Below are 14,565 nucleotides of genomic sequence, written 5' to 3'. Positions count from 1 at the left end.
AGCTGGCACCCCAATCTTGCGGTGACGGGATCATCGCAGACAGGAAAAGAAAGGAAGATCCATGGCCCCTACATGGATGACACGGGCGAAGAAGGCGGCCTCGCTTGCCGTCGCGAGCGCCCTGGTCCTCGGCGCAGGCGCGGCCGGCGCTTACGCCGCCGATGGGCTCGGCCCCGGGAACATTGACCCGGACCACAAGGGCTCCATCACGCTGTTCAAGCACGAAAACCAGACGTCGGCCACGCCGACGGTCGGTGACCCGACGAGCTCGACCGACAGCCTCGCTGGCAAGTCGAACACCGTCAAGGGCGCCGAGTTCATCGCGTTCCCGTTCACGAACCTCAACCTGACGGGTGAGGGCGCGAACGCGAACTGGACGAAGCTGGATAACCTCACGCAGGCCGACCTGAACAACTCCTGTGCGGCCATCACCGAAGAGGGCACCGGCTCGCCGACGCTCGAGGGCTTCACCTTCGGCGCGGGCCAGAAGTTCGCTCCGACGGACGCCGAGGGTAAGACCAAGCTGGAGAACCTCGCGGTCGGCGCCTACCTGATCTGCGAGTACAAGGCTCCCGAGGGTGTTACCCGCACGGCCGCCCCGATCCTCGTGACGATCCCCTACCCGGACAACGAGCGCCAGGGTGCGACCAACAAGTGGATCTACGACGTCACCATGTACCCCAAGAACACGGTGTCGAAGCTCGACAAGACCATTGAGGATCAGAACCTCCACGGTCTGGGCATCGGTTCCGAGGTTCACTACCCCGTGACCGCGACGATCCCCGGTATCCCCGCGACGGATCACTTCAACGAGTTCATCATTGAAGACCCGATGGACGACCGCTTCGATCCCGCTTCCCTCGGCGTGGAGTCGGTCAAGCTCAACGGCACCGCCATGGACAGCGGTGACTGGCGTTACGCGGTTCAGGGCAACACGGTGTGGTTCAGCCTGACCCAGGCCGGCCTCATCAAGGCTAAGAACAACCCGGGCGCTGCGCTCGAGGTCGTCTTCAAGGGCAAGCTGGCTCGCCTCGGCACCGACGGCACCATTCCTAACAAGGCCAAGCTGTACTTCAGCCACAAGCCGCAGGACAACCCGCCGCCGACCCCGCCGACCCCGCCGACCACCCCTCCGCCGGGTGTTCCGCCGATCCCCTCGATCGAGGTTCAGGACAAGTGGGGTGACTTCGTCCTCCGCAAGCACGATGGCAACGACCCGAAGCAGGCCCTTGCTGGTGCGACCTTCCAGGTGTACGAAGCTGCGAACCCCTACGCCGAGACCTGTGGCACCGAGATCGCCAAGGACGACCAGGGCAACGACAAGCTCGTGACCTTCCCGCAGAACTCGGGCACGGTGAACTCGTTCACCACCGGTGCTGACGGCGTCGTGAAGATCCCCGGCCTGTTCATCTCGGACTCGATCCGCGCCCCGCAGAACGCTGAGAAGCGCTGCTACGTCCTGAAGGAGACCAAGGCTCCCGACGGCTACGTCCAGCTCAAGGACCCCATCGCCATCGAGGTGAAGGCCGGCACCACGACCGCCGGTACCTACGACACCGAGATCGCCAACGAGAAGCCGGTCATCCCGGGCCTGCCTCTCACGGGTTCCGAGACCCAGATGATCCTGCAGATTGCCGGCGCTATGCTGGTTGCCGGTGGCCTCGCGGTCTACGGTGCGCGCCGCATGCGTTCGCGCGACAACGCGTAACCGCACGGGCGGACCTGACCGGATTCCGGTCTAGGTAAGTCACCACGAGGTGGCGAGGAGCATGCCTCCTCGCCACCTCGTCGCCTTGATAGACCCACGTAACAGGAGAACCGTGAGACTGCACCTCAGGCGTTCGGCCAAACGGCCCGCGAGCACCGATACCGCGGATGCTGCGGACGAGGCAGCGAAGCCGACAAAGCGCCGCCGGCTGCGCCGGCCGTGGCGATGGCCGTGGAGTACCTTCATCGCCGTCGTTCTCGTTCTCCTCGGCGTGACGTCGATGCTGTATCCGACGGCCGCCAGTTGGGTCGATCAATACAACCAGTCGCACCTCATCGCCGGCTACGAGCACGAGGTTGACACGGCCGATCCCAGCGCGGCCGAACAACTGGCGATGGCGCATCGCTACAACGAATCTCTGACGTTCGGGGCCGAGCTGAAGGCCAACGAGCGCCTGCCCTACGGCTACGGCACGTCGTCGGATGCGCAGCTGACCTACGACAACCTGCTGAAGACGACGCCGTCGGGCATGATGGCTCGCCTCATCATCCCGTCGATCGATGTCGACCTGCCGGTCTATCACGGCACCTCGGATGCCACGCTGCTGAAGGGGCTGGGGCACCTTGAGGGCACGTCGCTGCCGTGGGCGGTAAGAGCACCCACGCGGTCATCACGGGGCACCGCGGGCTGGCCGAAGCGACGATGTTCACCAACCTCAACAAGGTGAAGGTCGGCGACACGATCCGCATCGAGATCTTCGGCGAAGCCCTGACGTATCAGGTGCGCTCGAGCGTCGTCGTCGAGCCCGACGAACGCGAGAAGCTCAAAATCGTGCCCGGTAAGGACCTGCTGACGCTCGTCACGTGTACGCCTCTGGGCATCAACACACACCGCATTCTCGTGACCGCCGAGCGCATTCCCAATCCCGAACCCGATCCGGGCGTTGGCCGCGCCTCGGAGGTCCCGCGCTTCCCCTGGTGGATCGTCGTCTACGCGGGCGCGCTCATCCTCGGCGTCGTAGTCGTGTGGCGTTCGGGATACACCGCGGCGAAGACACACCAGCGCAAACTGGAGGCCGCGAAGACGTCCGCCGAGAAGGACGACGAGCCGGAGAAGGCGGCCGATACGGTCGCGGCCGCTGACACGGATGGCGTTGACGCCATGACTACCGCGCCGGAGCCCGCCACTGACGAGCAAGGCCACGACGGCGGCGGTGCCCTGGCGCAACCGTGGGAATTCGACCCCTGGGATGGTGCTCCCGACACCGACTCTCGGCGCGAGTGAGCCGGTATTGTTGAGGGCGAAACCGATCAGGGAGGAGCCCCCGATGAGTGAGCACGGCCTCGCTGCGGCTCGCGACAAGATGCGCGACGCCGGCGTACCCGACCAGGCAATCACCGTCTTCGACCACTACTATCGTCAGCTCGAATCCGGTGTATCCGGCCTCATCCTCGAAGCCGACATCGACCCGCTGACCGAGATCGACCACCTCGACGACATCACCGTCAGCGAGGACGACGCCCGCGATGCGTTGGCGCACACGTGCGTCATCAAGCTCAACGGCGGCCTGGGAACGTCGATGGGGATGAACGCGCCGAAGTCGCTGCTGCCCGTGCGCGATGGCCTGACGTTCTTCGACATCATTTGCCGCCAGGTCGGCGCGGCGCGTGAACGCTACGGGGTGCGCCTGCCGCTCATCTTCATGAACTCGTTCAACACGCGTGAGCAGACCCTGGAAGCCGCGCGCGCCTATCCCGACCTCGTCGTCGATGACGTCCCGCTCGACTTCGTCCAGAACCAGGAACCAAAGCTGACCGAGGAGCTGGAACCCGTCGAGTGGCCGGCTAATGCCAAGCTGGAATGGTGCCCGCCCGGACACGGCGACATCTACGTGTCGTTGCTCGCCACGGGCATCCTCAAGCAGCTGCTGGACGCCGGCTACCGCTACGCGTTCACGTCAAACTCCGACAACCTCGGCGCGACGCCGTCGCCCGAGATTGCCGCATGGTTCCAGGCATCCGGCGCCCCCTATGCTGCCGAGGTGACGAAGCGGACGGTAACGGACCTCAAGGGCGGCCACCTCGTGCGCCGCAAGAGCGACGGCCGGCTGATCCTGCGCGAGACGGCCCAGATTCGCGACGACGAAATGGGCTACTTCACCGACGACGTCCGCCACCCCTACACTCACACGAACAACCTGTGGCTCAACCTTCAGGCGGTTTACGACCAGCTGGTCGCCAACGATGGGGTCATGGGGATGCCGCTCATCGTCAACCGCAAGACGGTCGATCCCACCGACGCCACCTCGACGCCCGTCATCCAGATGGAGACGGCGATGGGTGCGGCGATTGAGGTGTTCGACGGCTCGACGGCGATTGCCGTTCCGCGCTCGCGCTTCCTGCCGGTCAAGACGACGGCCGAGCTGACGCTCGTGCGTTCGGACCTGTACACCCTCACCGACGACTACCGCCTCGTCAAGGTGGGCGACGCGACGCCGGACGTGCGCCTGGATAAGCGCTACTACAAGAACATCGCCGACTACGAGGCCCGTTTCCCCGAAGGGGTGCCTTCGCTCACCGACGCCACGTCGCTGAGCATTGAGGGCGATTGGACGTTCGGCGCGGGCGTGCGCGTCGTCGGCGATGTCCACCTGGGCGAGGCCGAAGCCGGCCACGTCGATGCCGGGGAGGTTCTCCAGTGAGCGTCACAAAGGCGATTATTTTGGCCCGCGGCCTGGGCACGCGCATGCGTAAGCAGGCCGACGGAGCCCAGCTCTCGGCCGAACAGCAGGCCGCGGCCAACGCGGGAACGAAGGGCCTGATTGACGTCGGGCGCCCCTTCCTCGACTACATCCTCTCGGCGCTGGCCGACGTCGGCGTCACCGATGTGTGCCTGGTGATCGGCCCCGAGCACAACGCGTTCCGCGACTACTACTCGAGCCTCGATCTGCGCCGAGTGCGGATCCACTACGCCATCCAGGAGGAACCCTTGGGCACGGCCGACGCGGTCGTTGCCGCGCGCGAGTTCCAGGGTGAGGATCGCGCGCTCGTGCTCAACTCCGACAACTACTATCCGCCGGCGTCGCTGGCGTCGCTGGTGGCGTGCCCGGGATCAGCCGTCGTCGGCTTCGAGCGCGAGGCGATGGCGACCGACTCGAACATCGCCCCCGAGCGCATCACTGCGTTCTCGGTCATCGACGTCGAGGGTGAGGGCGCCGATGCACGCCTGCGCCGGATCGTCGAGAAGCCCGACGAGGCCACGCTGGCCGCCATGGCGGACGCCCCGGTGTCGATGAACTGCTGGCTGTTCACCGCCGCGATTCAGGCCGAATGCGCCCGGGTGACCCCGTCGCCGCGCGGCGAACTCGAGCTCATCGACGCCGTCATGGCGCTGCGCGAGAAGGAACCGATTCGCGTCGTTCGCTCGGCTCACGGCGTCCTCGACATGTCGAACCAGGACGACATTCCGGCGGTCGCTAAGGCGCTGGCCGACGTGGAGGTGAGCCTCTAACACGACGGGGTGGGCGCGAGACACCTTCGCGCCCACCCGCGTGCAGAGGTTTTGCGCAATTTTCTGACCGGAATCATGCGTAGATTCGGCATACTCTCGCTGTATGCGCATCGTTCCCCGGCTCGCGCTCGTGCTCTGCGCGCTCGTCGCTCTCATCTGCGGTTTAGACGCCGCCCTCAGCCGTGCCGCTTTGCCAGCACTGGACTCCGACGGCATTGTCGGTGCTGTGCACGGCCCGCTCATGGTCCACGGGTTTCTCCTCGTCGTCATCGGCGTTGAGCGCGCTATCGCCCTCGAGTCCGGCGGGCGGCGCATCGGCTTTATCGTGCCGGCCATCGCCTCTGTTGGCTCGGTGGTGATGGCCGCGGAGATCGCCGCGACATCGTGGCGCGGACACCTGCTCGAGCCTCCGGTGGTACCGGGACTCATCTGGCTCGCCGCCCTCCTCGGCCTCGTCATCGTTGAGGCAGCGCTGTGGACACGCCGCCGCGATATCTCCGTCCTCGTCGAGATCGTCGGAGTGTGCGCGTGGATGGAAGGCACCGCGCTGTGGACAATGCGGCTGGACACGGCATCGGCGGTCCTATGGTGGGGCATCGGCCTCATGCTGTTCATCTCCGGGGAACGCCTCGATCTCGCGCGGCTAGAGATCGGTCAGGGGCTATCACAAGCCGTGTTGTGGCTGGGCATTGCGATTGTTCTATCCGCGGCCCTCACCCTCGTCTCGCCGCAGATCGCATCGATCCCATTGGGGGCGCTCCTCGCCATCCTGAGCCTCGTCATGGTTCGCCGTGATGTTGCCCGACGCGCGTGGCGGCTGGGCGGGACAGCGGGATTCTCAGGCATCGCCATGCTCGCGGCCTGGGCATGGCTTGCCGGTGTGGGAGCAGCCATCATGGTCGCCGGACTGCCGAGGTCGGGATACGCGTTCGACGCGCTCACCCACGCGATAACGATCGGCTTCGTGCTGTCGATGATTCTCGCTCATGCTCCCATCATCTTTCCGGCGATCCTCCATCACCGCGTTGCTGTGACCGTCGGGTCGTGGGCCGGACTCATTCTGCTACACGTCGCCCTGCTGATCCGCGTCGCCTCCGGCATGCGGGGGATCGACGACGCCTGGCGCTTCGGCGCGGCACTCGCGGTCGGTGCCCTTCTCGTCTTTGTCGTGACGACGATGGCGGCGAGCGCGAGGAGCTCGCGGTGATGCGTCGGAGACTGCGCATCGACCGGTTAACGACGGTATGGATGATTGTCGCCATCGTCGTTGAGCCTGTCGTCATCCTGTTTCCGTCGGCGTTTTCTCAGCCGTTGTGGACTGGGGTTCACGTCGTCACGCTTGGGGTCGTGTTGACGTCGATCCTCCAGTGGTCGTGGCATTTCGCGCAGGGTCTCCTGCACCTGCCACCACAGACCAGTCGAGCGCGAGGGTGGCGCAGCGCCCGCGTCCTCCTCGTCCACAGCGGTCTCGTCGTCATCCTTGTCGCCATGAGCCTCGCCAGCTGGGGTGGAGCGCTTGTCGGCGTCGTCGCCGTCCTCGTGGCCATCATCGGGCACGCGATCGCGATTTTTCATGCGCTGCGTACTCCCTTCGCTGCGACATTCACTCCGACGATGCGCTACCCGCTGGCGGGATTGGGCTGTTTTGCCGCGGGCATCAGCCTGGCACCGTTTATGCTCGCGGCGATGTGGTGGCCGAACGCCCCCGACGGGTTGGTTCGTGCCCGCGACGGACTGACCCTGGCCCACGTCGTCCTCAATGTTTTCGGAGGGGTTGGGCTGACGATCGCCGGAGTCCTCGTGACGCTTGGCCCGACGGTGCTGCGCCAGCGTGCCCATCCGCGCGCGCTCGCGTGGGCGCGCCGCGCCCTGGGGCCCGCGGTGGCGTGCATTGTCGTCGCTGCGGGAGCGGTCGCCACCAGCCATCATCGTCTCGCGGCGGGTGCCGAATTCGCGTGGGGACTCGTCCTCGCCCTGGCTATCGGCGCGCCCGTGGCTGCGGTGGCGAGCAGGAGCCGGCGTCGTGAGATCGCTCCCGCGACCATGGGGTGTGCCCTAGCGTGGCTGGCCGTCGCGTTCCTCGGTGTTGTGTGGGCGACGTGGCGCCACGCGGATCCGGCAGCCGTTCGCGGGGCCTGCCTCGTGTTCTACGTCGTCGGCGCGGTCGGCGGGTGCGTTCAACTCATTTGTGGAGCGCTGGAATACCTCATGCCGATGACCGTCGGTGGGGGACCGCGCCCCCTCAAGGTGGGACTGGCGCAGATGGGTGCATATGGTGGCGCGCGGCTGGCCGCACGCAACACCGCCCTGCTGCTGGCCGTTGTTATGCCCGGTCCTGCGCGTATTGCCTGCATCGCCATTGTGGCCCTGACATACGTCTGGGAGATCGCGACGTTTATCCGCGCCGCCCGCGCCCAGGCGACAGCTCGCCGCCTCGCCGGCCCCCAGATGCCTCAACCGTTGTCCGCCCCGACCCTGCTGGCGCAGGCGTCGCGCCCCAAGGAGAGTGACCAGTGAGTACGTCCACTTCCGCATCAACCCCGGCGAGCTTATCGAGTCACGTCGGCGCCGCGATCGCGACGATCAGCGTCATTGTCATCGCGCTGTTGGCCGTCACCCTGACTCCGGGCCGCACGCCGGCGCTGACGAGCGAAGGTGCCTCCACGGCGTCCTCCGCCGCAGCGGCCACGCGCACGCAGGAGGTTGACGTCACCGTCAAGGGCATGAGTTTCGTCCCCGACACGATTGACGTCTCACCGGGCACGCACCTCATCGTCAACCTGACGAACACGGGTGCGCTCGCACACGACCTGACGACGCCATCGGGGGCCAGCAGCGGCCTGGTGGCACCGGGCGAGAAAGCTCGGGTCGACATGGGCGTCATTCAGGAATCGACGCAGGCGTGGTGTTCGGTCGCCGGACACCGGCAGATGGGCATGACTCTGGACATCCGGGTGAGGGGAAGTGAAGGGGACTCGAGGCAATCGGGGCACGCGGATGCCTCGAGAATCGGCATGGAGGCGCTCCTGGAAGACGACCACCCGCTCGTCACGCCGATGCTGGACGCCGCCGAGGCGAGCAGCCACCATCGCGTGGAACTGACGATGACGGAGCGCGAGGAGCGTCTCGCCGGACATGCGCGTGCCGTGTGGACGTTCAACGATCGCGTCCCCGGACCGACGCTGCGCGGCAAGGTCGGCGACACCTTCGAGGTCGTCTTGCACAACCGGGGAACGATGGAGCACGGCGTCGACTTCCACGCGGGTGAAGTCAGTCCCGATGAGGCGATGAAACCCATCCCGCCGGGGACCAGCCATACCTATCGGTTTACCGCGACCCACCCGGGCATCTGGCTCTATCACTGTTCGTCGCATCCCATGAGTGCGCACATTGCCCACGGCATGTTTGGTGCCGTCATCATCGATCCGCCCGATTTGGGCGATGTCGACCACGAATATCTGATGGCTTACTCCGATCTCGCATTGGGTGACGAGGGTGCCCAGATGACGCCAGATGTTGTCGCATTTAACGGCTACCCCTTCCAGTATGTGCGTCATCCGTTGCAGGTCACGGTCGGTCAAACTGTCCGGATCTGGTCGGTGAATGCCGGCCCGAATTCGCCGTTGAGCCTGCACGTCGTGGGCGCGCACCTGACGGGTACGTGGAAGGAAGGCGAATGGGGGGTTCGCCCGGGATCGGGCATCGCCTCGCAAGCCATGGAGCTAGCACCGGCCCAGGGAGGTTTTGTCGAGGTGACGTTCCACGAACCGGGGACTTATAACCTCGTTAACCACGTTATGAGTTATGCCGAGCGCGGCGCGAAGGCCCAGTTCGTCGTTACCGAGTAACTACACGGGGCACGCAGAGACTAAGCAGCGGGGCCGGGAATCACGACGATTCCCGGCCCCACGCTCGATGCCGCCCTCACTTAGTCGGCATCGACGGCCTCGATGATTTCGTAGCCAAACGGCGCCAACTCGATGGCTCCGTGCCCGGGTAGGTCGCACGTGACGGCGCTGGAGCGGTGGTTGAGGACGAACGCCTTCTCGCCGCGCCGAACGTATTCCACATCCTCGGGCGTCTCGACGTGCGCGATGCCGGCATCGGCAACCAGCGCGTCGACGACGGCCTCTTGCAGGTCGCGATCGGGCAGGCAGCCGAGGTAGTAGGCCCGCCCCTTCCCCGTGTTGCGGCGGGTCAGCGCCGCATAATCGGGGAAGAACTCGTCGCGGTAGCGATAGAGCACCTCGGTGCCCTTGCCAGCGGTGAGCATGTCGCGGAAGACCCCACCGCGAGCTTGCGCCGGACCCGACCACGAATCGGCGCACCGATCCAGGCAGAACTCGTCCAGCGACTGCACCGATTCGGTCTCGGCAACCTCGACGCCCAACCACTCCTGGGTCAGAAGCGGCAGCGTGGCACCAAAGGCGAGGTTGTTGTCCTCGTCCTTGGCAAACGAGCGGAACATCACGAGCACCGTCCCGCCGGCGCTCACGAAGTCACCCAGCCGATCGGCCACCGTCGGGTCGGTGAGGATCATGTGCGGGACGACGAGCAAGCGGTAGCCCGAGAAGTCCTCGCCGGCCGCGACGATGTCGACCATGATGTTGCGCGCGTGGAACAAGCCGTGCCAGCGCGCCATCTCGGCGGGAACGTCCATGAGGATCGACTGCTGCTGAATCTCCCAGCACGCCCGCGACCGATAGTCGGCGAGAATCGCCACCGGCGCATCGACCGGGGCCTCCAGCACAGGCTCGATACCGCGAGCGAACTCAAACACGTCGCGAACCTCGCGGTAGCGCCGCCCGACGCGATTATCGGCGTCAATGATGCCGTAACAGAACTGCTCGGCACCCTTTGTAGCCTGACGGTAACGGAAATAGCACAGCCCCGTGGCCCCGCGCGCGAGCGCCTGCACCGACCATAGCGCCGCCTGGCCAGGCCGTGGCAGGAACCCTGTGACGTCGTGCCCCTGCGCCCCCATGATGGCCTCGGTGATCCACAGCGGCGTGCCCCGGTTCAGGCCGCGCATGTGGTCGAGCCCAAAGGCGATCTCGGCCGGCGGCAACGGCTCCTTCTGACCACCCCAGACGGGATAGTTGTTGTAGCCGATGACGTCGAGGCTCTTGGCGACGTCGGCATAGTCGACGTGCTTAGCCAGCCCCCCGCCCGGGAAGTCGTGCATGATGACGGCACCCGGACGCTCCTCGCGCACCCAGCGGGCCTGATCGGCGGCGAAGCGCGACAACGTGTCGGAGCGGAACCGCAACCAGTCCAGGCGCAGCGCCGGGTTGTGGGTCGTGATCGTCGCACGCGGCAGCGGAACCTCATCGAAATCGTTGTACTGCTGCGACCAAAACACCGTGCCCCACGTGTCGTTGAGCCGCTCGATATCGCCGCCGAAGCGCTCGCGCAGCCACGCGCGAAAAGCCACCGCGCACGCATCGCAGAAGCAATCGTCTGCGCCTTCGTGACCGAACTCGTTATCGAGCTGCCAGGCAACGATGCCCGCCTCGTGACGATAGTGAGCAGCGAGGCGACGAACGACGTCCTCGCACGCCTGGCGGTAATCCGGCTGATTCGGACACGCCGTGTGGCGCCCACCGAACGAACGCGCCGTCCCGTCGGCGAAACGCGAGGCGATGTCGCACTCGGTAGCCAACCACGCGGGAGGCGTGGCCGTCGGCGTGCCAAAGACGACATCGAGGCCGCGTGAGCGGGCACGCGCGATGACGTCATCGAAGAACGAGAAATCGTAGGCACCGTGGGCGGGCTCCATGAGGTGCCAGGCAAACTCACCGATGCGAATCGTGTCAGCCCCCAGTTCGACGATCCGGTCAAGATCGTCGTCCATGAGCTCGAGCGGCCACTGCTCGGGATAGTAATCGACGCCGCGCATCACGCCTCCTGCTCACGTGCGGCCTCGGCGGGCGATTCCCCGCGCAGGCTCGCGATGACCTGACGGTAGTACGTCTCGTTCAGGCGGTAGCCCTTGACGTAGACGACGAGACACAGCAGCGACAGGATCGCCGGAACGACGATCATGATGACGCGCATCCCCGTGATCGCCGTAGCCGACTGGACCTCGTTGGGCACAAACCCGATGAGCTTCAGGCCCACGCCCGAGATGAGGCCCGAGAACGCACCCGCGAACTTGACGACAAACGTCTGGGTCGAGAACACAACCGACTCGTTGCGCGTGCCCAGCTTGAACTCGCCGTAGTCGACGGCCTCGGCAAGAATGACGGTGATCGCCACGAGCATGAAACCAATACCGACGTTAATGATTGCCGAGGACACGCCAACCAGCACGATGCTGCGCGGATCGATGAGGCCGACGGTGAACAGCACGACGAAGCCGATCGTCGGCAACAGCGAGGCCAGGGCAAACAGCTGCCGCTTCGTGATGATGCGCGACAGGATCGGGAACGCCACCATCGCACCCATCTGCGCGAAACCGGCGACGGCCGTGTACGTCGCAAACAGCGACTCCTTCACGCCACACACGTACTCGAAGTAGTACAGGGCAAAGCCGGTCGAGAGCTGGTAGCCCATGTTGAAGAACAGGGCGATACCGAGGACGACGATAACCTGATCGTTCTTCGTCAACACCTTCACCATGTGGCGCAGCGACGTCTTCTGGCCGGTGCCCGCCGTCGAGACGACGCGCTCGCGGACCTTCCACACGGTGAGGATCGACGTAATGATGAAGATGCAGGCGATGCCGATGGCGAAACGCGAATACCCGAGGATCGAGTTGCCATCACCCAGGTACTTGACGATGAACAGGCCACCCGACCCCACGGCCAGCCACGCCGTCGAGGCGAAGAAGCGGGGGATCGCGCTCATCTGCGAGCGCTCTTGCTCGTCGTCGGTGACGGCGGGAACGAGCGACCAATACGGGATGTCCATGATCGTGTAGGTCATGCCCCACAAGATGTACATGGCCGCGACCCAGGCGGCGTAGGCGCCGGGGGAGAGGTCGACATCGAGGAACAGCAACACCAAGACGACGGCGTTGACGATGGTGCCGATGAGGATCCACGGGCGGAACTTGCCCCAGCGTGAGCGCGTGTTGTCAACGATGACGCCCATGATGGGGTCGTTGAACGCATCCCAGATTCGGGCGGCCATAAACAGCACGCCGACGAATGCCGGGTCAACCATGCGAATGTCGGTGAGGTACTTCATGAGGTAGGTGCCGACAATCGCGTACACCAGGTCCTTACCGAACGCGCCCATGCCGAAACAGAGCTTTGAGGTCCAGGACAGTCGATGAGAAGCCATACGCGCTCCTTCGTCGCGGGGAAACATGCAACCGGCGGGCGATAATGCGCGCGCCTGAGCGCGAGTCTAAGAAAGTTTCGTGGCGACAGTAAGACCCCTCAGAAGGCCCGAACGAATGTGCCGGATGCGGCGTCCTGACCTGGATGAATGCCCTTACTCCGTGACAAAACGTCCCTCGTATGGACCCCTGGCGCACGTCACTGTGGCCGGTGCAGCTACATTCCGGCGAAGACCTGGGCCACGAGAATCTTCGTAATCATCGCCATGGGATAGACCATCGCGTAGCCAAGCGCGACGCGCGGATCGAATCCCGTGCGGGTGTTGGCAAACGCGAGGATCGCCGGCTGCGTCTGGGCACCGCCCATGAGGCCGGACAGCCGCGTGCCACCCATGCCGAAGCCGTAGCGCATGATGACGTAGAGGCCGATGCCGACAAATCCGGTGATGAGGAGCCCGAGGAGAAACATTTTCACCCACGCCCCCGAGGTGAAGGCCGTGAGGATGGCCGAGCCCGCGTTCGTGCCGGCCTGGGCGAGGAAGACGAGCAGCCCCAATTCGGTGAGCACCTGCGTCGCCGTGTGCGGCAACGCCGTGACAACCGAACCGATTCGGCCGATGCGGCCAAACACCAGCCCAACGAGGAGGGTGCCCGCCGCAGATCCGATCGAGAACGTCGCTCCCGTCGGGGTGAAGATCGGCAGTTCGCCGATGAGGATCCCCAAGGCCATGCCCAGACCCAACGCGATCGGGTTGATGTCGGACAGCCCCTTAGCCGAGTCGCCAAAGAACTTCGTCACCGCCGACATCTGCGAGCGCGGCGCGACGACGCGCACGCGGTCGCCCAGCTGCAACACGAGTCCCGGCTCCGCCATCATGTCGGTGTCGCCGCGGCGCACGCGCGAGGCCGTCGCCGAGAAACGCCGATCCAACTCGAGACCCTCGATCGTGTGACCGGCCAGCTTGGGATCCGACACGGTGATGCGCCGGAAGTCGAGGAAGCGGCGATCCTCGATGAGGGAGTGCGAGGACGAGTGCCCCAGCTCCGTGATGGCCCGCGCAACCAGGTCTTTCGGGCCGACGATCGTCACCAGGTCGCCGCGGTTGAGCCGATCATCCGACTTCGGACGTGCGACCGGGCCCGTCTCGCCACGACGCAACCGAGAAAACGCGATCCGCCCGTTGTAGGTCGCCTCCAGATCACCCACGCGCGGTTTGTCGCCGCGCTCGACGCGCACGGTTCGGTTATCCAGCGCCGTCGGGGTATCGGTGTCGGTGCGCCGATAGGCCAGTGACGCGAGAGAAAATCCCAGCATCCCGATGACGCCGAAGAGATAGGCGATGGAATAGCCCACCGTCGCCTCGGGGGCATTGCCCGAGGCCTTGCCCGCGGCCGACAGCGCCGGGGTATTCGTGAGGGCACCCGCGTAGGTCCCGATGGCCTCGGCCACCGGCATCCCCAGCAGCCCCGTCCCCACGTAATATGCGAGCGCCCCCGCGGCGATGAGCAGGACGACGGTGGCCAGAATCGGCCACAGCGACGAGCGCAGCGCGTGGAAGAAATTCGGCCCCGACGACACGCCGATGGCAAACGCGAACAGCGCCAACCCCAGCGTGCCGATGACGGGATTGAGCGTCAGGTCGACGCCGCTGGAGTGCCCTAGCGCCGAGACGACAATGGCAAAAAACAACACCGCGGCCGCCCCCAGGGACACCCCGCGCACCTTGATATGGCCAAAGACCATCCCCACACCCATGAGAATGAACAGCAGCATGATGGGGTTTGCTGCCACAAACGTGAACACCTGTGTCACAGCGAGCGGGCCTCCGTGGTCGTCACTCGTAAATGCCTCTATTGTCTCAGCGCCACCCGCGCCACACGTGTGACCCCAGTCCCGCATCGCGACACTCCCGCATGCTGAGACACCCCACCACACCCCGCCGGCTTGACTACCATCAAAGACATGGCGAATCGCACGCGAATTCTCGTGGTTGTAGGCCCGGTCATCCTAGCCGGGCCTGCGACGCCGTAACTGACCCCACGCACAATGAGATCGCGCGTA

General features: G+C 65.4%; 11 protein-coding genes. 8 read left to right on the top strand and 3 right to left on the bottom strand.

What is annotated here, in order from left to right; translation table 11 throughout:
- The first annotated feature begins 61 nt into the window (after positions 1-61).
- The 8 genes from H8R18_RS07730 to H8R18_RS07700 all read left to right on the top strand — a co-directional run bounded on the left by H8R18_RS07730 (position 62) and on the right by H8R18_RS07700 (position 9,066).
- Complete coding sequence (locus tag H8R18_RS07730) at positions 62-1,708, top strand: SpaH/EbpB family LPXTG-anchored major pilin (protein ID WP_191071461.1); 1,647 nt, start codon at positions 62-64, stop codon at positions 1,706-1,708.
- Positions 1,709-1,820: 112 nt separating this feature from the next.
- Positions 1,821-2,435 (top strand): sortase family protein, encoded by a 615-nt coding sequence (locus tag H8R18_RS09330; protein WP_227712794.1) that lies wholly within the window; start codon positions 1,821-1,823, stop codon positions 2,433-2,435.
- On the top strand, positions 2,351-2,992 hold the full coding sequence (locus H8R18_RS09325) for a sortase (RefSeq protein WP_227712793.1): 642 nt from the start codon (positions 2,351-2,353) through the stop codon (positions 2,990-2,992). The genes H8R18_RS09330 and H8R18_RS09325 overlap by 85 nt, the downstream gene beginning before the upstream one ends.
- Positions 2,993-3,035: 43 nt before the next feature.
- The gene (locus H8R18_RS07720) at positions 3,036-4,409 is read left to right on the top strand and encodes a UTP--glucose-1-phosphate uridylyltransferase (RefSeq protein WP_191071459.1); all 1,374 of its coding nucleotides are present in this window, start codon (positions 3,036-3,038) and stop codon (positions 4,407-4,409) included.
- Positions 4,406-5,218 (top strand): nucleotidyltransferase family protein, encoded by an 813-nt coding sequence (locus H8R18_RS07715; RefSeq protein ID WP_191071458.1) that lies wholly within the window; start codon positions 4,406-4,408, stop codon positions 5,216-5,218. Before H8R18_RS07720 ends, H8R18_RS07715 begins: the two co-directional genes overlap by 4 nt.
- Before the next feature lie 103 nt (positions 5,219-5,321).
- A complete protein-coding gene (locus H8R18_RS07710) occupies positions 5,322-6,425 on the top strand; it encodes a hypothetical protein (protein ID WP_191071457.1) in 1,104 nt (367 codons plus the stop codon).
- Positions 6,422-7,735: a hypothetical protein gene (locus H8R18_RS07705; protein ID WP_191071456.1), complete on the top strand. Its 1,314-nt coding sequence runs from the start codon at positions 6,422-6,424 to the stop codon at positions 7,733-7,735. Before H8R18_RS07710 ends, H8R18_RS07705 begins: the two co-directional genes overlap by 4 nt.
- A complete protein-coding gene (locus H8R18_RS07700; RefSeq protein ID WP_191071455.1) occupies positions 7,732-9,066 on the top strand; it encodes a multicopper oxidase domain-containing protein in 1,335 nt (444 codons plus the stop codon). The genes H8R18_RS07705 and H8R18_RS07700 overlap by 4 nt, the downstream gene beginning before the upstream one ends.
- Positions 9,067-9,146: 80 nt before the next feature.
- On the opposite strand, the gene H8R18_RS07695 is transcribed toward H8R18_RS07700, so the two are convergent.
- The 3 genes from H8R18_RS07695 to H8R18_RS07685 all read right to left on the bottom strand — a co-directional run bounded on the left by H8R18_RS07695 (position 9,147) and on the right by H8R18_RS07685 (position 14,316).
- Positions 9,147-11,117 carry a beta-galactosidase gene (locus H8R18_RS07695; protein WP_191071454.1) on the bottom strand — a complete coding sequence of 657 codons (1,971 nt, stop codon included), beginning with the start codon at positions 11,115-11,117 and terminating at the stop codon, positions 9,147-9,149.
- Entirely contained in the window at positions 11,117-12,505 is a 1,389-nt protein-coding gene (gene melB, locus H8R18_RS07690; RefSeq protein WP_191071453.1) for a melibiose:sodium transporter MelB, read from the bottom strand. Before melB ends, H8R18_RS07695 begins: the two co-directional genes overlap by 1 nt.
- 215 nt (positions 12,506-12,720) lie before the next feature.
- Positions 12,721-14,316 carry an aspartate:alanine exchanger family transporter gene (locus H8R18_RS07685; RefSeq protein WP_191071452.1) on the bottom strand — a complete coding sequence of 532 codons (1,596 nt, stop codon included), beginning with the start codon at positions 14,314-14,316 and terminating at the stop codon, positions 12,721-12,723.
- Positions 14,317-14,565 lie beyond the last annotated feature (249 nt).

It is taken from the genome of Nanchangia anserum, from assembly GCF_015240065.1.
Lineage (GTDB): Bacteria > Actinomycetota > Actinomycetes > Actinomycetales > Actinomycetaceae > Nanchangia > Nanchangia anserum.
Note: the sequence above shows the minus strand (reverse complement) of the source record. Positions and strands in the feature narration are given on the sequence as shown.

Coding starts and splice junctions, on each gene's coding strand:
- H8R18_RS07695 (WP_191071454.1), bottom strand. CDS start 11,117: ATGCGCGGCGTCGATTACTATCCCGAGCAGTGGCCGCTCGAGCTCATG.
- melB (WP_191071453.1), bottom strand. CDS start 12,505: ATGGCTTCTCATCGACTGTCCTGGACCTCAAAGCTCTGTTTCGGCATG.
- H8R18_RS07720 (WP_191071459.1), top strand. CDS start 3,036: ATGAGTGAGCACGGCCTCGCTGCGGCTCGCGACAAGATGCGCGACGCC.
- H8R18_RS07730 (WP_191071461.1), top strand. CDS start 62: ATGGCCCCTACATGGATGACACGGGCGAAGAAGGCGGCCTCGCTTGCC.
- H8R18_RS07710 (WP_191071457.1), top strand. CDS start 5,322: ATGCGCATCGTTCCCCGGCTCGCGCTCGTGCTCTGCGCGCTCGTCGCT.